Here is a 26,228-nt window from a genome sequence, read left to right on the forward strand (position 1 = left end):
TGCCACCTGCAGCCCCAACGTGGTGAAAAAGGGCGGGTGGTCCGTCGCGACGAACGAGGTCAGGGTCGCCGAAGTCAAGCCCGACGGCGCTGGTGAACGTGGTCACCACGCGCTTCGGGCTCGCCCAGCAGGTCCCGGTACACCGACGGCCGCACCGCCTGCGCATCGGGGAGGAAACCGAAGATCGCCCAGTCGTGGAGCCGCCCCCGGCTCAAGTTGAAGGTGAAATTGTCGTACCCGTTTTCGGTGACCAGCTGCTGCAGCCGCAAAGTGTCTGGGGTGAGCAGGTCCAGTGATCCGGAGTAGACCGCGATCGGTGGTAGCCCTTCTATCGACCCGTACAGCGGGCTGGCGTACCGGTGATCGACGCCGAGTACCCCGCCCCAGTCCTGGCCTGCCCGAACAAGATTCGGCACATCGAGGAGCGGGTCGCCAGGGTCGAGCTGGCGGCTCAGCGGATCGCTGACCGTCGCATCGAGCCACGGCGCGAACAACACCATGCGCTCCGGCACCGCCGACCCCCGATGTACCAGCTCCTGCACCGCGGCGAGCGCGATGCCGCCGCCTGCCGAGTCCCCGATGACGCTGACGTTGTCGGCGCCGTGCTCGGTGATGAGCTGTTCGAGGTAATCCGCCGTCTGAGGAACGACGACATCTGCCGTGCCACCGTCCGGGACAAGCGGGTAGAGCGGCACGAGCACCGTCGCACCGGTATCGCGCGCCATGTCGGTGTAGGTCCACCAGTGGAACAGGCTGGCTTCGGCGACATAGGCGCCGCCGTGCAGCGCGACGATGTACTTGCCCGACGGATCCTGCGGCCGCAGCGACCACACCGGTGTGCCCTCGAACTCGGTGCGCTCCACCCTCAGGCCGTGCCGGAAGAAAAACGGCGGCACCCCGTCGGTGAACAGCGGCACCTCCAGGCTGGTGAAGGTGAGCAGGCCGCCGAACGGTTTGAGCACGAGATCGACGACCCGCAGACCGGTGACCACGAGTTCGTGGACGAGACTCGGTGCGCCGGTGTACTGGCTTTCCCAATCGGCAGCGACGTCCGGCGCCGCGATCTCGCGCCGCGCGGCGGCCAGGAACGCCCATTCCGCCGGTGTATTGACCGGTATTTCGGGGGCGCCGCCCGCGGTCGAGAGCGGGCTGAGCGCCGCGGCGACAGATTCCGGTGGCGGAGGCAGGTCGACGGTGCCCTCCGCCGGCTCATCGGCCTCGACGACCTCGTCGGGCATGTCGACCTCTTCGGGAACGTCGAGCACGGGTCGCTCGTCGACCGGGTCCGGCTCGGTCACAACGACGGTGGCAGGGGCGGCGTCAGCCTCCGGCTCCACCGGTGTGCTCAACCGGGACTTCTTCGACTTCGGGCGCGACTCGGTGTCGTCGGTGTCGGTTTCGTCTTCGGCGGCGTCGATTTCGTCGTCGACTCTGTCGACCTCGTCTTTTTCGTTGTCGTCATTCTGCGCTGACGCAGGTGTCGAATCTTCAGACGCCTTCTCGGAGCTCTCTGACGCCGCGGACTCGCTACCGGAATCCGTCGGATCGGCAAGCGCCACACCGCAGCCGAGCCCAGTCCAGATCGCAACACCAAGCCCGACGGATGCGATCAGGCAGCTCGCCCGGTTGAGCATGCTCACTCCTTCGACGGTGATGACACTGTCACTGCAAACGCTCGCGCAGTGCGCGTTTGAGCACTTTGCCGTAACTGTTCTTCGGCAGCTCGTCGATGAACTCGTAGCGCTTCGGCCGCTTGAACCGGGCGATCCGCTCGAGCAGATGGGCGTCGAGTTCCTCGACGGTCACATCGCCGACGACGAACGCGACCACCACCTCGCCCCACTCCTCGTCGGGCGCACCGACGACGCCGGCCTCGATCACGCCGGGATGCTCGAGCAGTACCTCTTCGACCTCACGGGGATAGATGTTGCTGCCGCCGCTGATCACCACGTCCTTGGACCGGTCACGGAGCGTGAGGTAACCGCGGTCGTCGAACGACCCCATGTCGCCGGTGCGCAGCCACCCGTTCTGCAGCGTCGCGGCCGTCGCATCGGGGTTGTTCCAGTAGCCGGACATGACGACGTCTCCGTGGCAGACGATTTCGCCGATTTCACCGACCGCGGCGGGCGTCCCGTCGTCGCTCAGCACCGCGACGTCGACACCGGAGCGGGCGTAACCCACCGACCCCAGCACCGCATCGTCGGCGTCGACGTGGTCGTGCCTGCGCAGCCCGGTGATCGTCATCGGCGCCTCACCCTGGCCGTACAACTGCACGAACACCGGTCCGAACGCCGCCATCGCCTTCTTCAAGCTGTCGACGTACATCGGCCCGCCGCCGTAGACGATGGTCCGCAGATTGGCCGGGCACGAACGGCCGGTCTGCACCAGCCGCTGCACCATCGTCGGCGCGAGGAACGCGCTGCAGCCGGGATGGCTCTCGCACAGGTCGAGGAACTCGTCGGGCTCGAACGCCGCCGACTCCGGGATCACCTGCCGCGCACCGCGCAACACGTACGGCGGGACGTACAGACCCGATCCGTGCGACATCGGCGCACCGTGCACCAGGCTGCAGTTCTCGTCGGGCGCGTCGAAATCGGCCAGGTGCGACACCGTCATCGCCATCAGGTTGCGGTGCGACAGCATCGCCCCCTTGGACTTGCCGGTCGTTCCGCTGGTGTAGAACAACCACGCCAGCGTCTCGGCATCCGTCACCGGCGGCGCCAAAGCCTCACCGGCGAACCGGTTCTCGTATGCCGGGGTGCCGATCACCTCGAGCGGGGCGTCGAGCGTCGGCGCGATCTTCGGTGACGCGAACACCTGCGTCGCACCGGAGTCTTCGAGGATCTGCCCCATCTCGCGCGGATGCAGCTTGTAGTTGATCGGCACGTACACGCATTCGGCCGCCCACACCGCGAACATCAACTCGATGATCTCGGGCCGGTTCTCGCTGGCGACCGCGACGCGGGTGCCGGGTTGTCCGAGCGTGGCCGCCAGCCGCAGCGCCCGCTCCCGCAGCTGCGCCCACGTATGCACCTGCCGCGCACCGAGATACACCGCGCCGCGCTCGCCGAACCGGCTCGCGGCCTGGTCGAGCAGCGCGAACAGGTTCACTGCCGTGCCACCCACTCGGCGTTGAGCGCGAAGTCGGACAGGTACTTCGTCGAACTCCAGCCGCCGTCGACGACGATCGTCTGACCGTTGATGAAACTCGCGCCGTCCGAACACAGGAACGCCACGGTGCTCGCGATGTCGTTGACCTCACCCAGCCGCGGGTACGGCGTCATCTCCGTGTTGATCTTGCGGAACCGGTCGTCTTCCAACCGGGTGGCCACCATCGGGGTCAACGTCACTCCAGGAGCCACCGCGTTGCACCGGATGCCCTGCGGCCCGTACTGGCACGCGATGTGCTGCGTCAGCGAGGTCAAGCCGCCCTTGGCCGCCGAGTACGCACCGCCGCGCAGCCCGCCCACCACCGCGAACGTCGACGTCACGTTGACGATCCCCGAACCGGACTCCATGTGCCCGATGACATCGCGGGCCAACCGGAACGGCGCCCGCAGCATCAGCCCGAGGAAGTAGTCCAACGAGTCGTCGTCGGTCTCGTGTAACGGCTTCGGGCTCCCCACACCCGCGTTGTTGACCAGAAAGTCGATGCGGCCCCACCGGTCGAGCGCCGCCGCCACGATGCGCTGCGGCGCGTCGTCGGCGGTGAGGTCGACGGCGACGGTGGCCACCCGGTCAGGGTCACCGATCGCCGCCTCCAGGTCGGCGAGCCGGTTCGCGTCACGCCCGGTGCCCAGCACCGCCATCCCCATCTCGGCGAGCTTCGTCGCGCAGCCGAAGCCGATCCCGCTGCTGGCGCCCGTCACGATCGCTACCTGCATTCCAGCTCCGCTCGTATCCGATGTTTCAACACTTTCCCGGCGTCGTTCTTGGGCAACGACTCCCACACCGCCACCTGCTCGGGCGCCTTGAACCGCGCCAGGCCTTGCTCCTCGAGCAGGGCGCGCATGCCCGCGACATCGGGCGGCGGTTCGTCGGTTGCCACCACGACCGCGCAGGCCCGCTCCCCGGTGCGCTCGTCGGGCACACCGACGATCGCGATCTCGGCGATGCCCGGGTGGCCGATCAGGATGTCTTCGATCTCCTTGGGGGAGATGTTCTCGCCGTTGCGGATGATGATGTCTTTGGCGCGGCCGGTGACCACCAAGTAGCCGTCGTCGACCCACCGGCCGAGATCGCCCGTGCGGAAATAGCCGTCCTCGTCGAAGGCCTCGGTCTCGTCCGCCAGATGCAGATAACCCACCAGCATCTGCGGTCCGCGCGCGCAGATCTCCTCACCGGCGAGCTTGATCTCCGCGATGCCCGGCCTGCCGTCGGTGTCGGCGGCGTGGTCGGTGTCGCCGAGCGCGCCGACGGTGGTGACCGGCACCTCGGTCGAGCCGTACACCCGCGACACCGTCGCAGCCTCGAAATAGTCGGTGGCCCTGCGGATCAGCGACGGCGGGACCGACGCGCCGCCGCAGATGAAGACCTTCAGATCCGGCAGCTGGGTCCCTGCACGCTGCGCGGCGGCGAGCAGTCCGTCGAGGAACGGTGTGGCACCGGCCATGTGGGTGACGCGTTCACCGAGCATCAAGCCGACCGCGGCGTCGGGGTCCCAGCGTTGCATCAGCACCGCGGTACTGCCCAGCAGCAGCGGACACTCGAACGCGTAGATGGACCCGCCGATGTGCGCGATCGGCGACGGCACCAAGAACGTGTCGCCGGCATCGACGCGCCAGTGCTCGCCGATCTGACGGATCAATGCGTGGATCGAATTGTGCGTGTGCAGGACGCCTTTCGGGCGTCCGGTCGTGCCCGAGGTGTAAAGGATCATCCGGACGCTGTCGGCGTTGAGCACCGGCAGCACGGCCGTGCCCGCGCCGCCGAACAGCGACTCGTACGGGGTGTGCGCACCGGCCTCACCGCGGACGACGACGACCTCCGGCGGTGCGGTCATCGCCGCGGTGACCCGGTCGAGCATCGCGGCGTAGTCGAAACCGTTGAACGACGCCGGCACGAACACCGCCCGGCAGTCCGAATCGCCCAGGATGAAGCTCAACTCGTGGTCACGCAGCGACGGCAGGATCGGGTTCACCACCATGCCGGCCAGCGTCGCGCCGAGATAGATGACGGCGGCCTCATACCAGTTCGGCAGCATGAACGACACCACGCTGCCGGCGGGCATGCGCGCCATCAACGCCTGCGCCACCGCCACCGCCCGGTCGTGCAGTTCCCGGCAGCTCAGCCGAACATCACCGTCCACCAACGCCGTCCGGTCAGGGGTGGCCGCGGCGGCGTCGCGCAGCGAGTCGGCCAGGGTTTCGTGCACCCACAACCCGCGCCGATAGGCGTCGGCGCTGCGCTTCTCGTCGACCCGCACGGCCTAACCCTTCACCCGGCGCATGGTCATCGAGTGCCGGTACCGCGACGACGGGTGCGTGTTGACGGTCACCTGTGCGACCTCACCGTCGGACGTCGTGTAGCTGCGGCGCATCTCCAACGCAGCGGTGCCCGCGTCGACCTTGAGTACTCCGGCGAGTTCCGGTGTGACGGTGACGGCGGCCATCTCCTGGTGCACCTCGACGATGCTGACCCCGAACAGATCCTCGATCAGCGGGAAGATCGGCCCCGAATGTCGTTGCAACAGACGGCCGACCGCCGCGAACGCCCGGTTGATGTAGTACTCGGTGGTGCACACGGGGGTGTCGTCGCCTTCGGCGCGGCGGCACCCCTTGACCGCCAGCCACTGCGAGCCGGCCTCCAGGCCGGTGCGCGCCGCCGTCGCGTCGTCGACGGTCACCATCGCGTTCGACTCGATCGCCAGTTGCGCCCCCGCTGCGAACGCCAACAGGTCGTCGATCGACACGACGTCCTGGGCGTACGAATTGGTGGTGGGACGCGGCACCACCAGCGTGCCCGCGCGGGGCCGCGACGCGATCAAGTTGTCCTCGCGCAGCCTTCGCAGCGCCTCACGCACCGTGTAGCGGCTCACGGCGAACCGCTCACACAGCTGCTGTTCGGTGGGCAGCTGGGAGCCGACCGGATAGATCCCGTCGACGATCTCCTTGCGCAGCGTCCGCGCCACCTGCAGGTAGCGATGGTCGGTGGGGCTGACGGTCATGTGCGCCGCAGCGCGAGCACGCTGCCCTCGCCGTCAGCCGACACGTACAGCGTGCCGTCGCGTCCGACGGTGATCCCCGCGAACGGGCCCTGCGGGCCGGAGAACGGCGGCATGCCCTTGAGCGGTTTCGGTTCCACGCCCGCCGGCGGGCCCACCGGCAGCCCCGACGCGATCGTCGTGCGCGTGTTAGTCGTGAGATCGACCGCGACAACCTCTTTCGCGCCCGCATCGACGATGTAGAGCACGCCGTCGGCGACCGCGATGCCCTGCGGCCGCTGCAGGCCGTCCACCACCGTCTCGGTCCCGCCACCCACGGCCACCACCCGGCCCGCACCGGACTCGGCGACCAGCGCGCGACCGTCGGGCCCGAACGCGACACCGACCGGAGCCCGCAGGTCCGACGCCAACACCGCGGAACCGCCCGGCCGCAGCGCGTGCACCCGCCCGGTGCCGAGTTCGGCGAACACGATCTTTTCGTCGGCCCCGACCGCCACGCCGTACAGCTGATCGAAACCGTCCGCCAGGTAATCGGTTTCCCCGTCGGCCGGCCGGTACCGGCCGATCTGGCCGCCCGACGTTGCCACGACGAACGCCCCGCCGTCGACCGGCGCCAGCCCCCGCAGGAAGCCGGGATAGCCGGGGGAGAACAGCATGCCGACGGTGTGCAGCGCGCCGTCATCACCGACGGTGTAGAAGTAGGTGCCGTCGGCGACGTAGAGCCTGCCGTCGGCGCCGACCGCCAGATCCAGCGGCCAGTTCAGCCCACCGGCGAGCAGCGCACGCGTCTGGCCGACACCGAGGATCTCGGTGATCTCGCCGGTGAAGTTCGACACGAAGAGCCGGTCCCCGACGAACGTCAGGTTGTCCAGGCCCGGATTCAGCTGCGCCAGAAGCGTTTTCTCGCCGCTGCGCGGATCGATGCGCAACACCTGCCCACTGGCGACCTGCGTCGAGACCAAGTTGCCCTGCGGGTCGAACTTCACTGCGTCGGGCACGCCGAGATCCGCGGCCACCCGCTGCGGCTCACCGCCGTTGAGGTCGATGCGCCAGATCTCGTTGGCCGTCATCAGCGGGTAGTAGAGCAGGCCGTCCGGACCGACGTCCATGGCGTTGGGCGAGGGCAGGTTCTCCAACAGGATGCGCTCCGCACCGGTACCGCGGTCGAGTTCCATCAGCCGCCCGCCGTCGCGGCACTCGTTGACGAAGAGCCGGTCCTGGTGAACGGTGATGCCGTTCGCGCACGGCAGGTCGTCACGCAGCACGCGCGTGCGACCCGAGGCCTCACGAACGCTGACCCGCCCGTCCATCACCTCGGTCGCGAACAGGTTGCCGTCGCCGTCGAACGCGACGTCGTCCGGGGCGACGATGTCGCCGCCCTTGGCGCTGACCGTGTCGAGGTCACCGCTGCCGAGGTCGAGCGCGCTGATCTGGCTGCCGGTCACCTGTGCGACGTAGACCCGACCGTCCGGGCCCGTGCGCAGACCATTGGCGCCGAACAACCGGCTGGGCGCGGTCAACCGTTCGACGCGCCACCCGTCGGCGGTCGCCGGAGTCCACTCCGGATAGCGGGATTGCGTCATGACCTCGGACGTTAGCAAGGGCGCTTAGTCCAGACAATAGGCATCGCAGGAGACGCTTCGACCCTTGACGCACCGATTCCCGCTGGGGAATAGTGTTCTGCAACATGGAGAGCACCATTCGTTGTCCGGACAAATAGTGGGCGACCTTATGAACTTGGCCGGCCGGATCGTCGTGGTGTCGGGGGCCGGCGGCGGCGGAATCGGCACCACGATCACCCGGATGGCCGCCGAGGTCGGGGCCACGGTCGTCGCCGTGAGCCGGTCGCAGGACAACCTCGACGAACACGTCGCGCCGCTTGCCGAGCAAGGCCTGGCGGTGCACCCGGTCGCGGCCGACGCCTCCACCGACGACGGCATCGCCACCGTGATGGAGCACGTCCGGCGCGTCGACGGCGACCTCTACGGCCTGGTGAACATCGCCGGTGGCGCGGCGCCGTCGACCTGGATGCCCTCGACCCGCGTGACGCGCGACGACTGGCGGGCGCTGTTCACCGCCAACCTCGAGACCGCGTTCTTCATGAGCCAGGCGGTGGCCGCCGAGATCCGCGGCGCGGGGAAGCCCGGGTCGATCGTGTCGGTCTCCTCGATCAGCGGGATGAACACCGCGCCGTTCCACATTGCCTACGGGACAGCCAAGGCCGCGGTGGTCGCGATGACCCGCACCATGGCCGTCGAGTTGGCGCTCGACGGCATCCGCGTCAACGCGGTCGCCCCTGGCGTCACCGAGACCGCCGCGTCGCGCACCTACGTCGACGTCGATCCCGACCGGGACCGCCGCGCGATCGCCATGGGCCGACGCGGCAGGCCCGAGGAGCAGGCCGGGGCGATCCTGTTCCTGTTGTCGGACCTGTCGAGCTACATCACCGGCCAGACCCTGCTGGTCGACGGCGGGCTCAACCTCAAGTGGACACATGTCGGAGCCGACAACACGTCGCTGTTCCTCAAAGACGAAACCTTCCGCGCAGAGATCAGTCGGTTCTAAGGAGATCCAGATGACCGATATGCAGGACCGCGATGTACAAGTACCCGAGGAACTTTCGGAACCGCTGACAATCCCCGTCGAGGCCTACATCTCCGAGGAGTACGCGCGCGCCGAGCGCGACAGGTTGTGGCGCAAGGTGTGGCAGCAGGTCGGCCGCGTCGAGGAACTGCCCGAGATCGGCAGCTACCTGACCTACGACATCCTCGACGACTCGATCATCATCGTGCGCACCGGCGCCAACGAGTTTCGGGCGCACCACAACGTCTGCATGCACCGCGGAAGGCGCCTCGTCGACACCCCCGAGGGCGCGAAGAACGCCGTCGGCCGGGCACGCAAATCGTTCGTCTGCGGATTCCACGGCTGGACATACGGTCTCGACGGCGCCTGCACCCACATCCGCGAACAGGACGATTGGAAGGGTGCGCTGACCCCGCAGAACACCCACCTCGTTCCCGTCCAGGTCGACACCTGGGGCGGCTGGCTGTTCGTCAACATGGACCCCGACTGCGAACCGCTGGCCGACTACCTGTTCCCGGCCGCCAAGATCCTCGACCCGTTCGGGCTGGAGAACATGCGCTACAAGTGGCGCAAGTGGCTCTCCTTCGACTGCAACTGGAAGGTCGCGCTGGAGGCCTTCAACGAGACCTACCACGTGTTCACCACCCATCCGGAGTTCAACAAGTTCGGCGAATTCAAGGGCTGGGCCAAGGCGCAGGGCAAGCACAGCAACATCGGCTACGACGCGCCCAAGGACATGGAGGCCACCAAGTCCAAGATCCGGCTGGGCACCGGCGACGACCCCCGCGTCTCCACCGCCGAGATGCAGATGTACACCTGGGAACAGACCAACGCGACCACCACCGAGACGCTGGTGAACGCCGCCAAGCGGCTGGTCGATGAACTGCCCGAGAACACGCCGCCGGACAAGGTGCTCGAGCACTGGCTGTCCTCGGCGCGGCGCGACGACGAAGCCCGTGGCGTCATCTGGCCGACGATCCCCGCCGACATCCTCGGGCAGGCGGGCACGGCGTGGCAGATCTTCCCGAACTTCCAGATCGGCCAGGGGCTGACCACCGCGCTGTGCTACAGCGCGCGGCCGCACCCCAGCTATGACCCCAACAAGTGCATCTTCGAAGTGGCCACTCTCGAGCTGTATCCGAAAGATCAAGAGCCGCAGACGGAGTGGGAGTACACACCCAAGGACAGTCCGAACTGGCTCTCGGTGCTGCCACAGGACTTCTCGAACATGGCCGCGGTGCAGCAGGGCATGAAGTCGCTGGGATTCCCCGGCACCCGGCCCAACCCGTACCGCGAACGCAGCACCGTGAACCTGCACTACCAACTGTCCAAGTACATGGGCACCGGCGAACCGAAAGAGCTCTAGGCGATGACCATTTCCGACACATGCGGGCCGACGCAGACACCCGACGACATCGACATCGACGCGCTGCGCGAGAAGTACGCCCAGGAGCGCGCGAAGCGGCTGCGGCCCGACGGGTCCAAGCAGTACGTCGAACTGAGCGACGACTTCGCCGGCTACTACGAGGTGGACCCGTACACGCCGGTCGCGCCCCGCGACCCGATCAACGAGGACATCGACGTCGCGGTGCTCGGTGGCGGCTTCGGCGGACTGTTGTCGGCGGCGCATCTGAAGAAGGCCGGCGTCGAGGATGTGCGCATCATCGAACTCGGCGGTGACTTCGGCGGCGTCTGGTACTGGAACCGCTATCCGGGCATCCAGTGCGACAACGAGTCCTACTGTTACATCCCGCTTCTCGAGGAACTCGACTACATCCCGAGCAAGAAGTTCGCCGACGGCCCGGAGATCTACGAGCACTGCAGGCGCATCGGCAAGCACTTCGGCCTGTACGACTCGGCGATCTTCTCCACCCAGGTGCGCGACATGCGCTGGGACGAGGACATCAAGCGCTGGCGCATCGCCACCAACCGCGGCGACGACATCCGCGCCCGCTTCGTGGTGCTGGCGTCCGGACCGTTCCACCGGCCCAAGCTGCCCGGCATCCCGGGCATGAAGGACTTCAAGGGGCACAGCTTCCACTCGTCGCGGTGGGACTACGACTACACCGGCGGCGACTACACCGGCGGCATGGACAAACTGGCCGACAAGCGCGTCGCGATCATCGGCACCGGCGCCACCAGCATCCAGGTGGTGCCATTCTTGGCCCGGGATGCGCAGCACCTCTACGTGTTCCAGCGCACCCCGTCGACCGTCGACGTGCGCAACAACACCCCCACCGACCCCAACTGGGTCGAGTCGTTGCAGCCCGGTTGGCAGAAGGAACGGCAGCGCAACTTCCACTCGTGGACGTTCGAGGGGATGGCGCTGGGCCAGCCGGATCTGGTGTGCGACTTCTGGACCGAGCTCGGCCGCAACACCGCCGCGCGGGTGCTGTCGCTGGAGGACCCGGCCTCGATGACGCCCGAGCAGTTCATGGCGATCCGCGAGGAAGAGGACTACAAGATCATGGAGCGGCTGCGCCGCCGGATCGCCGACATCGTCGAGGACCCCGATACCGCCGAGGCGCTCAAGCCGTACTACCGGTTCCTGTGCAAGCGGCCGCTGTCCAACGACGACTACCTGCCGACGTTCAACCGGCCCAACGTGACGCTCGTCGACGTCTCCGACTCCAAGGGCGTCGAACGGATCACCGAAAAGGGCATCGTCGCCAACGGCCAGGAATACGAGGTCGACTGCATCATTTACGCCAGCGGCTTCGAGATCACCACCGAGATCAGCAGGCGGTACTCGATCGATGCGATCGACGGGCGCGACGGGACCTCGCTCTACGACTACTGGCGCGACGGGTACAAGACGCTGCACGGCATGACGAGCCGCGGCTTCCCGAACCAGTTCTTCACGGGATTCACCCAGGTCGGCATCTCGGCCAACATCGCCGCCAACTACGAACTGCAGGGTGAGCACATCGCCTACATCGTCGCCGAGGCGCTCAACCGCGGCGCGACGGTCGTCGAGCCGACGGCCGAGGCACAGGATGAGTGGTGCCGCACGATTCGCGAATCCGCGGTCGACAACTCGGCTTTCGACGCGTCCTGCACCCCCGGCTACTACAACAACGAAGGCGGCGGAGGCGGTGAGGGCATCCGGTCGCACCTCGGTGAACCGTACGGTCCCGGCTTCTACGCGTTCGGCGATCTGTTGAAAGAGTGGCGCGACAAGGGCGACCTGGACGGGCTGGAGTTGAGGTCGTGAGCTCCGCGCATGGGTGAGTTGCGATTCGACGGCCGGGTCGCGGTCGTCACCGGTGCCGGTCGGGGACTGGGCCGCGAGTACGCCCTGCTGCTGGCCCAGCGCGGCGCCACCGTGGTCGTCAACGACGCCGGCGGCAGCCTCGCCGGTTCCGGTTCCGACGCCGGTCCCGCCGACGCGGTGGTACGCGAAATCGTCTCCGCCGGTGGAAAAGCGGTGGCCAACACCGACTCGGTGGCAACCCCGGACGGTGGCCGCGCGATCGTCGACACTGCCCTCGACCGCTACGGGCGCATCGACATCCTGGTGCACAACGCCGGGATCGTGCGGCGCGCGCCGCTTCGGGACATGTCGTACGACGACTTCGAAGCGGTGCTCGACGTGCACCTGCGCGGTGCGTTCCACGTGGTCCGGCCGGCCTTCCCGCTGATGTGCGACGCCGGCTACGGGCGCATCGTGCTGACGTCGTCGATCGGCGGCCTGTACGGCAACCACGACGTCGCCAACTACGCAGTCGCCAAGGCCGGTGTGTTGGGCCTGTCCAATGTCGCGGCGATGGAGGGCGCCGCGCACGGCGTCGTGAGCAATGTGATCGTGCCGGCCGCGGTCACCCGGATGGCGGAGGGTCTCGACACGTCGGCGTATCCGCCGATGGGCGCCGACCTGGTGGCGCCGGCGGTCGGATGGTTGGCGCACGAATCCTGTTCGGTCACCGGCGAAGTGCTGATCGCGCTGGCGGGCCGGATCGCTCGCGCGGTCGTCGCGGAGACCCCGGGGGTGTACCGGCCGTCGTGGTCGGTCGAGCAGGTCGGCGAGGACATCGACGCGATCCGCGACACCACCGACCCCGTGGTGTTCCCGGTCATCCCCGACGGGCACGGTGACCACATCCGGTACAGCTTCGCGATGGCGGCCCAGCATGCGTAGCGGGCCGCTGTCCGGCGTGCGCGTCGTCGACCTCACCGCGATGGTGATGGGTCCCTACTGCACGCAGATCATGGCTGACATGGGCGCCGAGGTGATCAAAGTCGAACCGCCGCAGGGTGACAACACCCGGTTCATTTCCGTCGGCCCGGCGCCGGGGATGAGCGGGGTGTTCGTCAACGTCAACCGCGGCAAACGCAGCGTCGTGCTGGACCTGCAGACCGAGGAAGGCAAGGCGGCGCTGCGGGCGCTGATCGAACGCGCGGACGTGTTCATCCATTCGATGCGGGCCAAGGCGGTCGCCAAGTTGGGCTTCGGTTACGACGACGTCGCCGCGATCAACCCCGGCATCGTCTACACCAACTGCTACGGCTACGGCCGGCGGGGACCGGACCGCGACCGACCCGCCTACGACGACACCATCCAGGCCGAGTCCGGATTACCCGCCGTGCAAAAGCAATTGACCGGTGAAGCCGACTACGTCGGCACCATCATGGCCGACAAGGTCGCCGGCCTGACCGCCCTCTACGCCACCACGATGGCGCTGTTCCACCGTGAGCGCACCGGCGAGGGCCAGGAGGTTGAGGTCGCCATGTTCGAGACCATGGCGTCCTTCATGCTGGTCGAACATGCCAACGGCGCCATGTTCGACCCCCCACTGGGACCGGCCGTCTACCCGCGCACGGTCGCGCCGAACCGCCGGCCGTACGCGACCAGCGACGGTTATGTCGCCGCGCTCATCTACAACGACAAACACTGGAACGCGTTCATCGACGCGGTCCAGCCGGCGTGGAACGACAGCAGTTACGCCACCCTCGAACAGCGCGCCCACAACATCGACGTGGTGTACGGGCTGGTGGCCGAGACCATGAAGGAGCGGACCACCGCCGAATGGCTCGCGCTGTTCGCCAAGCTCGAGATCCCGGCCGCGCCGCTGAACACCCCCGACGCGCTGTTCGACAATGCGCACCTCAACGCGGTGGGGTTGTTCGAGACCGTCGACACCCAGCACGGACCGGTGCGCTTTCCCGGTGTGCCGACGTGGTTCTCGCGCACGCCCGGCCAGGTCGCGGGACCGGCGCCGGAACTGGGCGCCGACACCGATGACGTGCTGACCGAACTCGGCCTCACCACACGCGCGGCGGAGGCGGGGTAGCCATGGACTTCGAGATGGGCGGCAAGGCCGCCGAACTCCGCACCGAGTTGCGCGAGCTGGTCAAAGAGCATGTGCCCGAGCACTATCTGGGCGCGTTCACCGACGACCCGAACGATCTCGAGATCGCGCAGCGGTTCTGCCGCATGCTCGCCGAGCGGGAACTGCTGTGCCTGTCGTGGCCGCAGGAGTTCGGCGGCGGCGGTGCATCGGTGTGGGAGCAGACCGTGGTGCGCGAGGAGATGTGGGCACACCACGAACCGCGCGGCGCCCAGTACATGGGCGTCAACTGGGTCGGGCCGATCATCATGCGGCACGGCACCGACGAACAGCAGCGCACACACCTGCCGCCGATCGCGCGCGGCGAGGTGATCTGGTGTCAGGGCTTCTCCGAACCCGAGGCCGGCTCGGACCTGGCGTCACTGCGCACCAGCGCGCGTCGTGACGGCGACGGATGGCTGGTCAGCGGACAGAAGATCTGGACCTCCTACGCGACGATGGCCCAGTGGTGCTTCCTGCTGGCGCGGACGTCGAAAGTGGGAGAAGGTGCAACCCAGAAGAAACAACAGGGCCTGACGATCTTCCTTGTGCCGATGGACAATCCGGCGATCCAGGTCCGGCCGATCCGCTGCATGATGGGCCCGCACCACCTCAACGAGGTGTTCTTCGACGACCTGCGGGTCACCGAGGCCGACGTGCTCGGCACGGTCGACCACGGCTGGTCCATCGTCCAGGACGTGATGGCCTTCGAGCGGGTCGGGATCGCCCGCTACGCCCGCTGCGAACGCCTGCTGGCCGCGGCGCCCGCGGTGCTCGGCGACCGGTGGGACGACCTGCCCGGCGAACTGCGCGGACGCTGGATCCGGATGCTGACGCACTGCAGGCGAGCGCGGCTGATGGCCTATCGCGTGGTGTCGTTGCAGAGCAGCGGCCGCATCCAGCCCGGCGACGCCGCCGCGTACCGGATCGCGGTGACCAAACTCGACCAGGACAGCGCCGAGGTGCTGATGGACATCGCGGCCGAGGTGCCGCCGGACGCGGCGCGGGCGACGTGGTTCCTCGGCGAGGTCGAGGACCACTGGAAGTACTCGCAGGCCTCCACGGTCTCGTCGGGAAGCATTGAGATGCAACGGATCCTGCTCTCACGCGCGATGCTGGCGGTGGCGCGGTGATCCTCGAACTCTCCGACGACGCCGCCGAATACGGCCGCGAGGCGCTGCGCGCGTTCGAGGCGGCCGGCGGCGACCAGCTGGTCCAGCAGGCCGAAGCCAAACCCGCCGACCGCGAAACTCTGGTCGGTCCGGTCCTCGCCGGCCTCGGCGCCTGGGACCTCGACGCCCGCACCGACGCCGACGGCCTGGAGGCCGCCGCGGCGCTGTGCCGCAGCGCCGGCTACTGGGCGCTGCCGTATCCGGTCGCCGAACGGCTCGCCGCCCCGGCCGACCTCGACAGCGACGGCCTGCTCGTGGTTGCGCGCAACCGTCCGGCCGCCCCGGTCGGCGGACTCGAAAACCGCTGGACCGCAGTGACTCTCGACGGGGTCCGCAGCACGGCGACCGCGCACGGGCCGGCGGGACCCGGGTTCGTCACCGAGCTGGCGACCACCCACGTCGACGACGGCGGCGCGGCCGACATCGCGCTCGGCCTGACCCTGCCGTGCTGGACCCTGCTCGGCATGCTGGACCGGGCGATCGAGTTGACGGTGGCGCACGTGAGCCTGCGCAAACAGTTCGGGCAGGCGTTGTCCTCGTTCCAGGGCGTGCAGTTCCAGCTCACCGACGCCGAGGTGGAGCGCAGCGGACTGGACATCCTCGCCAAGTACACGCTGTGGAGCATCGCCACCGCACGGCCCGAAGCGCTGAACGACGCGCTGGCCCTTCGGTTGTCGGCGCTGGAAACGGCGGAGACGGTGTTCCGCGTGTGTCATCAGCTGCACGGTGCGGTCGGCTTCTGCGACGAGACCACGCTGTCGTGGCTGTCGCGGTACAGCCAGCCGCTGCGCAGGCTGCCGCTCGGCCTGTCCGCCACCCGCGACGCGCTGACCCGCACCGCAGGCAGCGCCGGTCTGACGGGGCTCTACGCATGAAGGTCGTGGTGATCGGCACCGGCTTCGGCAAGCACGCGGCCGCGCCCGTGTACGCGGGGCTCGGATGCGACGTCGAGGTCATCAGCCCGCGCGACGACGTCGCGGTCAAGACCGCGCTGGCCTCCGACGCCGACCTGATCTCGGTGCACTCACCGCCGTTCCTGCATGTCGAGCACGTGACCGGTGCGATCGAACACGGCCATGCGGTGCTGTGCGACAAGCCGTTCGGCCGCAACGCCGACGACGCAGCGCTGATGCGCGACCGCGCGCACGAGGCTGGTGTGTTGAATTTCCTGAACTTCGAGTTCCGGTTCAACGAAGCGTGGGCGCGGCTCAAGGAACTGGCCGACGACGGGTCGATCGGCACGCCGCGGCACCTGCACTGGGCGTTCTTCGGGAACGGGCTGAGGGGCCGGCCGTTCGGCTGGATCAACGACCGCGACCTCGGCGGCGGTTGGATCGGCGCCTACGGTTCGCATCTGATCGACTTCACCCGCTGGCTGTTCGACAGCGAGATCACCGACTGCGGCGGCGTCACCCGCATCGACGGATCGGCCGAGGGCGCGACCGCCGAGGACGGCTACTCGGCGTGGTTCACCACCGCCGACGGCGCCACCGCGATCCACGACACCGGTTTCGCGGCCGCGGTGCCGTCCCCGCCGGCCGTCACGCTGATCGGCAGCGAGGGCACCGCCGAGCTGGCCGCCGACACGACGCTCACCGTCCGGCGGCCCGGCGCGGACCCCGAAACCACCGAGTTCGCCCCGCCGCCGCGCCGCTCACCGCCACCCGCGCTGCAGACCTTCCTGAGCCGCGTCGCCGACGCCGTGCGCACCGGGACGCAGATCGCACCGTCCTTCGACGACGGCGTCGCGGTCGCCCGTGTCATGGACCGACTCCGAGCCAAGGCGGTGCGGCTGTGACCGCGGACCTGGCCCAGTTTCGCCAGCAGGTACGGGCGTGGTGCGCCGAGCACATCCCGGCCGACTGGCGCGAAAAGCAGACCGGGGTGAGCGACGACGAATTCGTCGCCTTCCAGAAGGAGTGGTTCACCGAACTGCACCGCGCCGGTTACGCCGTCCCGCACTGGCCCGCGGAGTGGGGCGGCGGAATGCCGGTCGCCGAGCAGGTGGTGCTGTACCAGGAGTTGGCCGCGCACGACGCGCCGCGCCTGGTCCTCGCGTTCGTCGGCATCCACCACGCGGCGTCGACGCTTCTGGTCGCCGGTAGCGAGGAGCAGCGGCGCCGTCACCTGCCGGCGATCCTCGACGGTGAGATCTGGGTGCAGGGCTTCTCCGAACCCGAGGCGGGCTCGGATCTGGCGAGCCTGCGCACTACCGCCCGCAGGGACGGCGACGCCTACATCGTCAACGGCCAGAAGCTGTGGGCCAGCGGCGGTATGCACGCCGACTGGTGCCTGCTGCTGGCCCGCACCGATCCGAACGCGCCCAAACGCAAGGGCATCTCCTACTTCCTGCTCGACATGAAAACGCCCGGAGTCGAGGTCCGGCCCATCCGCAACGCGATCGGCGACTCGCACTTCTGCGAGATCTTCCTCAACGACGTGGCGATCCCCGCGGCGAACCTGGTCGGCGCGGAGAACGCCGGCTGGCAGGTGGCCCAGGCCACGCTGGGCGCCGAGCGCGGAATGACCATGCTCGAACTCGCCGAACGCCTCGGCAACGCGGGCTTTCGCTGGCTGTTGCGCGACGCACCGATCGACGACCCGGTCGTCGCCGACCGGCTCGCCCAGTTCGAGATCGAGCTGACCGGACTGCGCGGGCTGTGCCGAAAGCTGGTCGAGGTCGCGGACAATCCAGAGACCGGCTCCGCCGGACCGGCGGACGCCTCGATCGTCAAGTTGTTCTACAGCGAACTGCTGCAACGGATGACGGACTTCGCCGCCGAGATCGGTGGGCTCGCCGCCCACACCGAGGTGGCCAAACCCATGTCGAGCGGCTGGGAGTCGGGTGCCTGGGTGCTCGACTTCATCGGCTCGTGGGAATGGACCATCCCCGGCGGGGCCAGCGAGATCCAGCGCACGATCATCGGTGAGCGCGGCCTCGGCCTGCCCCGGGAACCGAGCGCCGTGTGATGACCGACTTCTCCGAGTTTCACGACGAACTGCGCGCCGTCGCCGGTGGCCTGCTCGCCAAGGACCGCGCCGTGGACTGGCCGGCGCTGGTCGACGCCGGCTGGGTGGGGTTGGAGATCGACGAACAGTTCGGCGGAGCCGGTGCGTCGTTCGCCGAGACCGCGGTCATCTGCGAGGAAATCGGCCGCGCCGCCAGCGCGACCAGCTTCCTCGGCAGCGCCGTACTCGCTGTCGGCGCGCTGAATGCACTGCCGCGCAGCGACACCCGCGATGCATTGCTGACCGACGTCGCCGCCGGAACGACACGGCTGGCCGTCGCGCTGGAACCGCACGACTTCGTGCCCGACGCCGCAGGCGCCGACCGCATCCTGATCGTCACCGACCGGGGGGTGACGGTCACCGACCAGCAGGCCACGCCGCGGCCCGTCGTCGACCAGACCCGGGCACTGGCCGCGGTATCACCCGCCGATGGTGAGCTACTGCCCTTCGCCGACGACGGCGCCGCCGCGCGACTGCGGGACCGCGCCGCCGCGCGACTGCGGGACCGCGCGGCCGTGGCGGTGGCCTGCGACAGCCTCGGCGTCAGCGAGGCGATGCTGACTGCGACCGTCGACTACGCCAAGGTCCGCCACCAATTCGGCAGGGCCATCGGCTCGTTCCAGGCCGTCAAGCACGCCTGTGCCGACATGGCTGTCAGCATCGCGGTCTCGCGCCAACTCGTGGACGCCGCGGTGCGCGCCGTCGCCGAGGACGCGCCCGACGCCGGACACGCGGTGGCGATGGCCAAGTCGTACGCCTGCTCGGCGGCCGTCGAGGTTGCGGGCAAGGCCATGCAACTGCACGGCGGCATCGGCTACACGTGGGAAAGCGGCATCCACGTCTACCTCAAACGCGCCACCTTGAACCGGTCCTTGTTCGGTTCACCTGCGGCACACCGTAACCGACTCGCACAGCGCTACCACTAGAAGGAGAACTCAATGGGCGTCCCCGTATACAAACGCATCCTCGACCTGTTCGAGGCGGAGGGGGTCAACACGCTGTTCGGCATCCCTGACCCCAACTTCGTGCACATGTTCACCGAGGCCCACGCCCGCGGCTGGTCGGTCGTCGCACCGCACCATGAACTGAGCGCCGGCTTCATGGCCGAGGCGGCGTCGCGGATGACCGGCATGCCGGGGCTGTGCATCGGCACGCTCGGGCCGGGCATGGCCAACATCGCCGGTGCGATCCAGTGCGCGCTGGTGGAGAACTCGCCCATCATCGTCCTCGGCGGGCAGCGCGCCCGCATCACCGAACGCCGGGTCCGACGCGGCCGCATCCAATTCGTCCAGCAGGAAGAGCTTTTCGCGCGGTCGGTCAAGTACAGCAGCTCGATCGAGTACGCCGACCAGACCGACGAAATCATCCGCGAGGCGATCCGCCGGTCCATGTCGGGCACCCCCGGACCGTCCTACATCGAGTTCCCGAGCCACATCATCCTCGAAGAACTCGACGTGCCGGACCCGCTGCCGCCGCACCGGTACCGGCTCGTCAACCAGGGTGCCGGTGAGCGCGAGGTCGCCGAGGCGGTCCGGTTGATCCGCGAAGCGGAGAACCCGATCCTGCTGGTGGGCCACGGGGTTCACACGTCGCGCACGCAGGAGCAGGTCAGGGAGCTGGCCGAGCTGATGGCGTGTCCGGTGATCCAGACCTCCGGCGGCACGTCGTTCATCCCGGGCCTGCAGGACCGCACCTTCCCGTACCTGTTCTCGCCGGCCGCCAACGAGGCCGTCGAGCAGTCCGACCTGTGTGTGGCGCTGGGCACCGAGCTCGGCGAACCCATGCACTACGGCCGCACCCAGCACTGGGCAGGCAACGACGCCAACCGCAAATGGGTTCTGGTGGAACAGGATCCGACCGCGATCGGCGTGAACCGGCCGATCGACGTGCCGCTGGTCGGCGACCTGCGCGGCGTGGTGCCCCAACTGGTGGAGGCGCTGCGCGACAACCCGCGCAAGCCGTCGGCCAGCCTCGAGGCCCTGGTCAAGGCCGACGCGGCCGAGCTGACGCGGGTGGCTGAAGAAGCGCCCAGCGGTCGCGCCCCGATCCACCCGGCGCGCTACGTCGTGGAGGCCACGAAGGCGTTCGACGAGTGCACCGAGGACGGCATCCTGGTCCGCGACGGCGGCGCCACGGTGATCTTCCAGTGGACGTACTCGCAGACCAAACCGCGCGACGTGATCTGGAACCAGAACTTCGGCCATCTCGGCACCGGCCTGCCGTACGCCGTCGGCGCCTCGGTCGCCGAGGGGCGCAAGCGCCCGGTCATGCTGCTCACCAGCGATTCGGCGTTCCTGTTCCACATCGCCGAACTCGAGACCGCGGTGCGCGAGGGACTGCCGCTGGTCTGCGTTGTCGGCGTCGACCACCAGTGGGGCCTGGAAGTCGGTGTCTACAAACGCACATTCGAGCAGCCGTCGCCGCAGCCGGGTGTGCACTGGAGCAAGGACGTCCGGTTGGACAAGGTGGCCGAGGGCTTCGGCTGCCACGGCGAGTACGTCGAGAAGGACGACGAGATCGGCCCGGCCATCCAGCGGGCGTTCGCCAGCGGCAAGACCGCCGTCGTGCACGTCTGCATCGACCCCAAGGCCAACTCCGAGGAGATGCCGAAGTACGACCGATTCCGGACCTGGTATGCAGAAGGCACCCAGTAGGCCGACGATCTAGGGAAGAGTAAGCACCATGCGTGAATATCTGAAGCACTACATCGACGGCCAGTGGGTCGACCCGGTTCGGCCCAACGCCCTCGAGGTTGACAACCCGACCACCGAAGAGGTCTCGGGCAGGATCGCGCTCGGCTCCTCCGCCGACGTCGACGTGGCGGTCACCGCGGCGCGGCGGGCGTTCGCGACCTGGTCGCAGACCACGCCGGAGGAGCGGCTCGAGCTGCTCAACGCGATCATGGGCGAATACCAGCAGCGCGCCGGTGATCTGGCCGACGCGGTCACCGAGGAGATGGGCGCCCCGCCGTCGCTGGCATCGGGTCCGCAAGTAAACCTCGGCATCGGCCACCTGGCCACCGCGATCGACGCGCTGAAGAACTTCCAGTTCGAGGAACAGCACGGCAGCACGCTGGTGGTCAAGGAGCCAATCGGCGTGTGCGCGTTGATCACCCCGTGGAACTGGCCGATCAACCAGATCGCCTGCAAGGTGTTCCCCGCCCTGGCCACCGGCAACACGATGGTGCTCAAACCGTCGGAGGTGGCGCCCTACTCCGCGCAGATCTTCACCGAGATCCTCGACGCCGCAGGTGTTCCCGCCGGTGTCTACAACCTGGTCTACGGGGACGGCCCCGGCGTCGGGGTGCCGTTGTCGAGCCATCCCGACATCGACATGGTGTCGTTCACCGGGTCGACCCGCGCCGGTATCGAGGTCGCCCGCAACGCGGCTCCGACCGTGAAGCGGGTGACGCAGGAACTCGGCGGCAAGAGCCCGAACATCGTGCTCGACGACGACGACTTCGCCAAGAGCGTGGCCGCGGGCACCTCGGTGATGATGATGAACAGCGGGCAGAGCTGTAACGCGCCGTCGCGGATGCTGGTGCCGAACTCCCGGATGGACGAGGCCATCGCGGTGGCCAAGGAGACGGCGAGCGCGGTCAAGGTCGGCGACCCGGACGACAAGACCGCGATCGGCCCGGTGGCGTCCCGCGCGCAGTTCGAGAAGATCCAGGGCCTGATCCAGAAGGGCATCGACGAAGGCGCGACGCTCGTCGTCGGCGGCACCGGCAGGCCCGACGGCCTCGCCAAGGGCTACTTCGTCAAGCCCACGGTGTTCGCGAACGTCACCAACGACATGACGATCGCGCGCGAGGAGATCTTCGGTCCCGTGCTGTGCATCCTCGGCTACGACGATCTCGACCAGGCCGTCGAGATCGGCAACGACACCGAATACGGTCTGGCGGGCTATGTTTCGGGTGCCGACCTGGACAAGGCACGGTCGGTGGCCCGCCGCATCCGCGCCGGCTCCGTCGCGATCAATCACGGCTTCGACATGAATGCGCCGTTCGGCGGCTACAAGCGCAGCGGCAACGGCCGCGAGTGGGGCCAGTTCGGGTTCGACGAGTACCTCGAGGTCAAGGCCGCGCTCGGCTACGCGCCGGAGGCGGCCGGCTGAGCCTCATGGTTTGAGCAGCGGCCGCAGATCGTCGAGGCGGTCGAAGAGGTGCCACACGTACGACGACGACCCGTTCTCGCGATGCGCATGTAGGTCGGCGAGTTCGGGGTCGTTGCAGTAACTGTCGAACGCGTCCTTGGAATCCCACTCGACGAGGATCAGGACCCGGCGGGGCTCGATGTCACCGAGAATCGATTCCCGGAACTGGCCGAGAGCCACGACGCGGCCGCCGTGCTTGGCGACCTCACCCGGCGAGCGCTTCGAGTAGGCGAGGTACTCGTCGCGGTCGGCGATGTCGAACAGGTTGAGCGCGTAGACCGTCACGCGCGTGACGGTACCCGCATGGCCGGTGCGCACCCCCCTCGGCGGTGCGCACCGGCTTGCGGTCATCTCCGATCAGGCGGACGGGGCTCCGGTGCCGCCCGCTCCGCCGGCCCCGCCGGTGCCGCCGTTGGCGCCGTCGTTGTCGCCGCCGTTGCTGCCGGGGTTGCCTTCGCCGGGGTCGTCCCCGCTGCTGCCCGGTCCGCCGAGCCCGCCGGTGCCGCCCTTGCCGCCGTCGCCGCCGACGCTGCCGCCACCGAGCGTGTCGCCACCTTCGCCGCCGATGCCGCCCGAACCGCCGTTGCCGCCCTTGCCGTTCTCGCCTTCGCCGCCCTGACCGCCGGTGCCGCCTGCGCCGCCGGTGCCGCCGGAAGATTCCGCGCCTTCACCGCCCTCGCCGCCGTCACCGCCGGCACCTCCTGCGCCGCCCACACCGCCGTCGACGCCGCCCGTGCCACCCTTGCCGCCGGTACCGCCCTTGCCACCGGTGTCGCCGTCGCCCTCGGGGTCGCCGCCGCCGGTGCCACCCTCGCCGCCGGCACCGCCTGCGCCGCCAGTGGTCGTGCCGGTGCCGCCGTTACCGCCGGTGCCACCCTGGCCGCCCTCGAATCCGGTCGGGCTTTCGCCGCCCTTGCCGCCGGCACCACCGGTCCCGCCGACCACGCCGTTGCCGCCGTTGCCGCCGGTCGCGCCGGTGCCGCCCGCGGCTCCGTCACCGGTCACGCCGGTGCCGCCGACGCCACCGTCACCACCGTTTCCGGTCGATCCGTCGCTGCCGAGGAACAGCCCGCCCTTACCGCCGACGCCGGCGTCGCCGCCGTCACCGCCGTTGCCGGGTGGGTTCTCGCCAAGGGGATCGGTGTAGCCGGCGCCTCCTGTGCCGCCTTGGCCGCCGACGCCGCCCGCGCCGAAGAACAGCCCGCCTGATCCGCCTTCGCCGCCGTTGCCGCCCTTGCCCCCTGTTTCGCCTTCCGCATCGCCGGCGACACCGGTGCCGCCTTGACCGCCCGCGCCGCCGGTGCCGAAGAACAGGCCGCCGTCACCACCGCGACCGCCGGTCTGGCCCGGCAGCCCCTGTCCACCGGCCCCGCCGACGCCGAAGAACAGGCCGCCGTTACCGCCGCGGCCACCGTTGGCGCCCGCGCCGCCGGTACCGAACAGGATGCCCGCGTGACCGCCGTTGCAGGCGTTGCCTTCGCAGTCGGCCGCGGCATCGACGCCGTTTCCTACCAGCCAACCGCCCGTACCGAACGGCCGGAACGGATCGAAACCGCCCGCCGTCAACGCGTTCGGCGTCTCGAACAGGCTCGCCCCGATCCCGCCTTCGGCTCCGTCACCCAGCCACCACAGCTCCGACTCGCTGTTGGCCAGTTGGATCTCGATGTTGTCCACCCTGGGTTTGGTGGGCGCGGGGGTTCCCGGCGGTGAGGCCAGCAGCGCGCCGACGCCGACGAGCGCGGCGCCGCCGACTCCGGCTGTCAAGAACTGGTGGACCGACATCCGCTCCGAACGCTTGATCCTGCGATTCCTTGGCATTGCGATTTCCCCTGTCGACATGCGTCACAGCCCCCGACGGGCCGCAGCTGGATATGATCCCGATCACAGCCGGCATCACCAAGCTAGAGGTTTGCTGGCGATGTGGTCAAGAGCTTTGCTAAATAACGCCGAAGCCAATTACGACTTAGTGTTAACCACTGGACAATGGCGATGTGAGGGACATCGTGAAAATGGCTATCCACTTCGCGAACCCCGGCTGAGATGTCGGCAATCTGTTCGCCAGGCGCGCTCGCTTAAACTGCGCGCATGGCTGCCGAGAAGTACGACTACGGGATCGACTTCAGCCGCATCGACGCGATCGACATGCACGCCCACGTGGAGATCGACAGCCACGGCCACAAGGCCTACGTCGACGAACTCGTCGAGGCGACGGAGAAGTACTTCAAGATGCCGCCCGGCGCGATCGCCGGCGTCGACGCGATCGCCGACCTGTACCGGCAACACAACACGGCCGCGGTGGTCTTCACTGTCGACGCGCGCACGGCGATGCGGCACGTCCCCAACTCGATCGAGGACCTGGTCGCGGGCGCGGCGCGCAACAACGACGTGCTGATCCCGTTCGGCAGCGTCGACCCGTGGCACGAGCGCCGCGCGGTGCACCGGGTGCACGAACTCGTGCGCGACTACGGGGTGAAGGGCTTCAAGTTCCATCCGAGCATGCAGGCCTTCGCACCCAACGACCGTCGCTTCTATCCGATCTACGAGGCCATCACCGAGGCGGGCGTGCCCGCGCTGTTCCACACCGGGCAGACCGGAATGGGGTCGGGTCTGCCGGGCGGGCATCGCATCAAGCTGCGCTACTCCGACCCGATGCTGCTCGACGACGTCGCTGCCGACTTCCCCGAGCTGACGATCGTGATGGCGCACCCGGCTGTGCCATGGGTGGATCCACAGATCGCGATCGCCACCCACAAGGCCAACGTCTACATCGACCTGTCGGGGTGGAGCCCGAAGTACTTCCCGCCGCAGTTGGTCCACGCGATGAGCCGTCAACTGCGGACCAAGGTGTTGTTCGGCACCGACTTCCCCTACATCCGGATCGACCGCTGGCGCCGCGACTTCGAGACACTCGGTGTCGACCCGGCCGTGGTGCCGCTGGTCTACAAGGAGAACGCGCTGCGGGTGCTCGGCATCACGCGATGACTTTTTCCGGCGGTGGTGGTCTGCACCGGTGACTGACCACACCCGGAGAAGGAGCTCCCCATGTCCGTCCGCACCATCACCCCCGTCGGCGCGCCGATCTGGATCGACCTGGCGTCCTCGGATGTCGAACGCTCACAAGCCTTTTACGGCGAGGTGTTCGGCTGGACGTTCGAGTCCTCTGGTCCCGAGTACGGCGGGTACATCACCGCGAGCAAAGACGGCAGGCCCGTCGCCGGCCTGATGGCCAACGACCCTCAGTGGAACAGCCCCGACGGCTGGACCACCTATTTCCACACCACCGACGTCAAGGCGACGCTGGACAGGGCCCTCGCCGCGGGCGCGGTCACCCGCGGGTCCGTCGAACCGATGGAGGTCAAGGACAAGGGCGTGATGGGCCTGATGGCCGATCCGACCGGGGCCTTCTTCGGCCTGTGGCAGCCGACCGGGCACCGCGGGTTCGAACTCGTCAACGAGCACGGCGCACCGGTGTACTTCCAGTTGAGCACCCGCGGCTACACCGCGGCGCAGGACTTCTACTGCACGGTGTTCGGCTGGCAGCTCGAGACGGTGTCCGACACCGACGAATTCCGCTACAGCACAGCACTGTTCGGTGGCGAGGCGCTACTCGGGCTGATGGACGGCACCCGCGATCTGCCCGAGGGGGTGCCGTCGAACTGGTTCTTCTTCCTCGGCGCCGACGACGTGGACAAGAGCGTGCAGCAGATCCTCGATCACGGCGGCAGCGTGATCCGCGACGCCGAGGACACCCCCTATGGGCGGCTGGCCGCGGTCGCCGACCCGACGGGGGCCGCGTTCAACCTGTCCTCGCTGCAGTGA

22 protein-coding genes are annotated in these 26,228 nt (G+C 68.6%); 14 read left to right on the plus strand and 8 right to left on the minus strand.

The genetic code is table 11. The annotated features are described in order from the left end of the window. Positions 1 to 74 precede the first annotated feature (74 nt). Genes BLW81_RS11810 through BLW81_RS11835 form a run of 6 tightly spaced genes read right to left on the minus strand, consistent with a single transcriptional unit; the run spans position 75 to position 7,746 of the window. Positions 75 to 1,634, minus strand: coding sequence for an alpha/beta hydrolase (locus BLW81_RS11810; RefSeq protein WP_083410476.1), 1,560 nt, complete (start codon positions 1,632 to 1,634; stop codon positions 75 to 77). 28 nt (positions 1,635 to 1,662) lie between these two features. Beyond that, positions 1,663 to 3,111: an acyl-CoA synthetase gene (locus BLW81_RS11815; protein WP_083410477.1), complete on the minus strand. Its 1,449-nt coding sequence runs from the start codon at positions 3,109 to 3,111 to the stop codon at positions 1,663 to 1,665. Continuing rightward, on the minus strand, positions 3,108 to 3,884 hold the full coding sequence (locus BLW81_RS11820) for an SDR family NAD(P)-dependent oxidoreductase (RefSeq protein WP_083407340.1): 777 nt from the start codon (positions 3,882 to 3,884) through the stop codon (positions 3,108 to 3,110). Before BLW81_RS11820 ends, BLW81_RS11815 begins: the two co-directional genes overlap by 4 nt. After that, on the minus strand, positions 3,875 to 5,425 hold the full coding sequence (locus BLW81_RS11825; protein WP_083407341.1) for an AMP-binding protein: 1,551 nt from the start codon (positions 5,423 to 5,425) through the stop codon (positions 3,875 to 3,877). The genes BLW81_RS11820 and BLW81_RS11825 overlap by 10 nt, the downstream gene beginning before the upstream one ends. Positions 5,426 to 5,428: 3 nt before the next feature. Continuing rightward, a complete protein-coding gene (locus tag BLW81_RS11830; protein WP_083407342.1) occupies positions 5,429 to 6,166 on the minus strand; it encodes a GntR family transcriptional regulator in 738 nt (245 codons plus the stop codon). Further along, the gene (locus tag BLW81_RS11835) at positions 6,163 to 7,746 is read right to left on the minus strand and encodes a Vgb family protein (protein ID WP_083407343.1); all 1,584 of its coding nucleotides are present in this window, start codon (positions 7,744 to 7,746) and stop codon (positions 6,163 to 6,165) included. Before BLW81_RS11835 ends, BLW81_RS11830 begins: the two co-directional genes overlap by 4 nt. Before the next feature lie 148 nt (positions 7,747 to 7,894). Between BLW81_RS11835 and BLW81_RS11840 the strand changes: the two genes are divergently transcribed. From BLW81_RS11840 to BLW81_RS11895, 12 genes are read left to right on the plus strand one after another with little or no spacing between them, the layout of a single operon-like run. Then, positions 7,895 to 8,728 (plus strand): SDR family NAD(P)-dependent oxidoreductase, encoded by an 834-nt coding sequence (locus BLW81_RS11840; protein ID WP_407662340.1) that lies wholly within the window; start codon positions 7,895 to 7,897, stop codon positions 8,726 to 8,728. Between the two features lie 10 nt (positions 8,729 to 8,738). Next, positions 8,739 to 10,112, plus strand: coding sequence for an aromatic ring-hydroxylating oxygenase subunit alpha (locus tag BLW81_RS11845; RefSeq protein WP_083407345.1), 1,374 nt, complete (start codon positions 8,739 to 8,741; stop codon positions 10,110 to 10,112). A 3-nt stretch (positions 10,113 to 10,115) separates the two neighbouring features. Next, positions 10,116 to 11,960, plus strand: coding sequence for a flavin-containing monooxygenase (locus tag BLW81_RS11850; RefSeq protein WP_083407346.1), 1,845 nt, complete (start codon positions 10,116 to 10,118; stop codon positions 11,958 to 11,960). A 9-nt stretch (positions 11,961 to 11,969) separates the two neighbouring features. After that, positions 11,970 to 12,884 carry an SDR family NAD(P)-dependent oxidoreductase gene (locus BLW81_RS11855; protein ID WP_083407347.1) on the plus strand — a complete coding sequence of 305 codons (915 nt, stop codon included), beginning with the start codon at positions 11,970 to 11,972 and terminating at the stop codon, positions 12,882 to 12,884. Further along, positions 12,877 to 14,037: a CaiB/BaiF CoA transferase family protein gene (locus BLW81_RS11860; protein WP_083407348.1), complete on the plus strand. Its 1,161-nt coding sequence runs from the start codon at positions 12,877 to 12,879 to the stop codon at positions 14,035 to 14,037. Before BLW81_RS11855 ends, BLW81_RS11860 begins: the two co-directional genes overlap by 8 nt. A 2-nt stretch (positions 14,038 to 14,039) precedes the next feature. Next, the gene (locus BLW81_RS11865; RefSeq protein ID WP_083407349.1) at positions 14,040 to 15,206 is read left to right on the plus strand and encodes an acyl-CoA dehydrogenase family protein; all 1,167 of its coding nucleotides are present in this window, start codon (positions 14,040 to 14,042) and stop codon (positions 15,204 to 15,206) included. Continuing rightward, positions 15,203 to 16,120: an acyl-CoA dehydrogenase family protein gene (locus BLW81_RS11870; protein WP_083407350.1), complete on the plus strand. Its 918-nt coding sequence runs from the start codon at positions 15,203 to 15,205 to the stop codon at positions 16,118 to 16,120. The genes BLW81_RS11865 and BLW81_RS11870 overlap by 4 nt, the downstream gene beginning before the upstream one ends. Beyond that, a complete protein-coding gene (locus BLW81_RS11875) occupies positions 16,117 to 17,043 on the plus strand; it encodes a Gfo/Idh/MocA family protein (RefSeq protein WP_083407351.1) in 927 nt (308 codons plus the stop codon). Before BLW81_RS11870 ends, BLW81_RS11875 begins: the two co-directional genes overlap by 4 nt. After that, the gene (locus tag BLW81_RS11880; RefSeq protein ID WP_083407352.1) at positions 17,040 to 18,215 is read left to right on the plus strand and encodes an acyl-CoA dehydrogenase family protein; all 1,176 of its coding nucleotides are present in this window, start codon (positions 17,040 to 17,042) and stop codon (positions 18,213 to 18,215) included. The genes BLW81_RS11875 and BLW81_RS11880 overlap by 4 nt, the downstream gene beginning before the upstream one ends. Further along, positions 18,215 to 19,180: an acyl-CoA dehydrogenase family protein gene (locus tag BLW81_RS11885; protein WP_083407353.1), complete on the plus strand. Its 966-nt coding sequence runs from the start codon at positions 18,215 to 18,217 to the stop codon at positions 19,178 to 19,180. The genes BLW81_RS11880 and BLW81_RS11885 overlap by 1 nt, the downstream gene beginning before the upstream one ends. 12 nt (positions 19,181 to 19,192) lie before the next feature. Then, positions 19,193 to 20,908, plus strand: a complete 1,716-nt coding sequence (locus BLW81_RS11890) for a thiamine pyrophosphate-binding protein (RefSeq protein WP_083407354.1) — start codon at positions 19,193 to 19,195, stop codon at positions 20,906 to 20,908. 28 nt (positions 20,909 to 20,936) lie between these two features. Beyond that, the gene (locus tag BLW81_RS11895) at positions 20,937 to 22,370 is read left to right on the plus strand and encodes an aldehyde dehydrogenase family protein (RefSeq protein WP_083407355.1); all 1,434 of its coding nucleotides are present in this window, start codon (positions 20,937 to 20,939) and stop codon (positions 22,368 to 22,370) included. A gap of 3 nt (positions 22,371 to 22,373) precedes the next feature. Here the strand turns inward: BLW81_RS11895 and BLW81_RS11900 are convergent, their stop codons facing one another. Together BLW81_RS11900 and BLW81_RS30150 are read right to left on the minus strand one after the other, a co-directional pair. Continuing rightward, positions 22,374 to 22,694, minus strand: coding sequence for a DUF1330 domain-containing protein (locus tag BLW81_RS11900; RefSeq protein ID WP_173839608.1), 321 nt, complete (start codon positions 22,692 to 22,694; stop codon positions 22,374 to 22,376). A gap of 72 nt (positions 22,695 to 22,766) precedes the next feature. Beyond that, a complete protein-coding gene (locus BLW81_RS30150; RefSeq protein WP_157897667.1) occupies positions 22,767 to 24,227 on the minus strand; it encodes a hypothetical protein in 1,461 nt (486 codons plus the stop codon). A gap of 267 nt (positions 24,228 to 24,494) precedes the next feature. Between BLW81_RS30150 and BLW81_RS11910 the strand changes: the two genes are divergently transcribed. Continuing rightward, positions 24,495 to 25,391 carry an amidohydrolase family protein gene (locus BLW81_RS11910; RefSeq protein WP_083407357.1) on the plus strand — a complete coding sequence of 299 codons (897 nt, stop codon included), beginning with the start codon at positions 24,495 to 24,497 and terminating at the stop codon, positions 25,389 to 25,391. Between the two features lie 60 nt (positions 25,392 to 25,451). Beyond that, positions 25,452 to 26,228, plus strand: a complete 777-nt coding sequence (locus BLW81_RS11915) for a VOC family protein (RefSeq protein WP_083407358.1) — start codon at positions 25,452 to 25,454, stop codon at positions 26,226 to 26,228.

This window comes from Mycolicibacterium rutilum (assembly GCF_900108565.1).
Lineage (GTDB): Bacteria > Actinomycetota > Actinomycetes > Mycobacteriales > Mycobacteriaceae > Mycobacterium > Mycobacterium rutilum.

What these genes read in the sequence shown, in the direction of transcription:
- BLW81_RS11810 (WP_083410476.1), bottom strand. Translation starts at nt 1,634, where the DNA reads ATGCTCAACCGGGCGAGCTGCCTGATCGCATCCGTCGGGCTTGGTGTT.
- BLW81_RS11820 (WP_083407340.1), bottom strand. Translation starts at nt 3,884, where the DNA reads ATGCAGGTAGCGATCGTGACGGGCGCCAGCAGCGGGATCGGCTTCGGC.
- BLW81_RS11830 (WP_083407342.1), bottom strand. Translation starts at nt 6,166, where the DNA reads ATGACCGTCAGCCCCACCGACCATCGCTACCTGCAGGTGGCGCGGACG.
- BLW81_RS11835 (WP_083407343.1), bottom strand. Translation starts at nt 7,746, where the DNA reads ATGACGCAATCCCGCTATCCGGAGTGGACTCCGGCGACCGCCGACGGG.
- BLW81_RS11840 (WP_407662340.1), top strand. Translation starts at nt 7,895, where the DNA reads ATGAACTTGGCCGGCCGGATCGTCGTGGTGTCGGGGGCCGGCGGCGGC.
- BLW81_RS11845 (WP_083407345.1), top strand. Translation starts at nt 8,739, where the DNA reads ATGACCGATATGCAGGACCGCGATGTACAAGTACCCGAGGAACTTTCG.
- BLW81_RS11850 (WP_083407346.1), top strand. Translation starts at nt 10,116, where the DNA reads ATGACCATTTCCGACACATGCGGGCCGACGCAGACACCCGACGACATC.
- BLW81_RS11855 (WP_083407347.1), top strand. Translation starts at nt 11,970, where the DNA reads ATGGGTGAGTTGCGATTCGACGGCCGGGTCGCGGTCGTCACCGGTGCC.
- BLW81_RS11860 (WP_083407348.1), top strand. Translation starts at nt 12,877, where the DNA reads ATGCGTAGCGGGCCGCTGTCCGGCGTGCGCGTCGTCGACCTCACCGCG.
- BLW81_RS11865 (WP_083407349.1), top strand. Translation starts at nt 14,040, where the DNA reads ATGGACTTCGAGATGGGCGGCAAGGCCGCCGAACTCCGCACCGAGTTG.
- BLW81_RS11875 (WP_083407351.1), top strand. Translation starts at nt 16,117, where the DNA reads ATGAAGGTCGTGGTGATCGGCACCGGCTTCGGCAAGCACGCGGCCGCG.
- BLW81_RS11885 (WP_083407353.1), top strand. Translation starts at nt 18,215, where the DNA reads ATGACCGACTTCTCCGAGTTTCACGACGAACTGCGCGCCGTCGCCGGT.
- BLW81_RS11890 (WP_083407354.1), top strand. Translation starts at nt 19,193, where the DNA reads ATGGGCGTCCCCGTATACAAACGCATCCTCGACCTGTTCGAGGCGGAG.
- BLW81_RS11895 (WP_083407355.1), top strand. Translation starts at nt 20,937, where the DNA reads ATGCGTGAATATCTGAAGCACTACATCGACGGCCAGTGGGTCGACCCG.
- BLW81_RS30150 (WP_157897667.1), bottom strand. Translation starts at nt 24,227, where the DNA reads ATGCCAAGGAATCGCAGGATCAAGCGTTCGGAGCGGATGTCGGTCCAC.
- BLW81_RS11910 (WP_083407357.1), top strand. Translation starts at nt 24,495, where the DNA reads ATGGCTGCCGAGAAGTACGACTACGGGATCGACTTCAGCCGCATCGAC.
- BLW81_RS11915 (WP_083407358.1), top strand. Translation starts at nt 25,452, where the DNA reads ATGTCCGTCCGCACCATCACCCCCGTCGGCGCGCCGATCTGGATCGAC.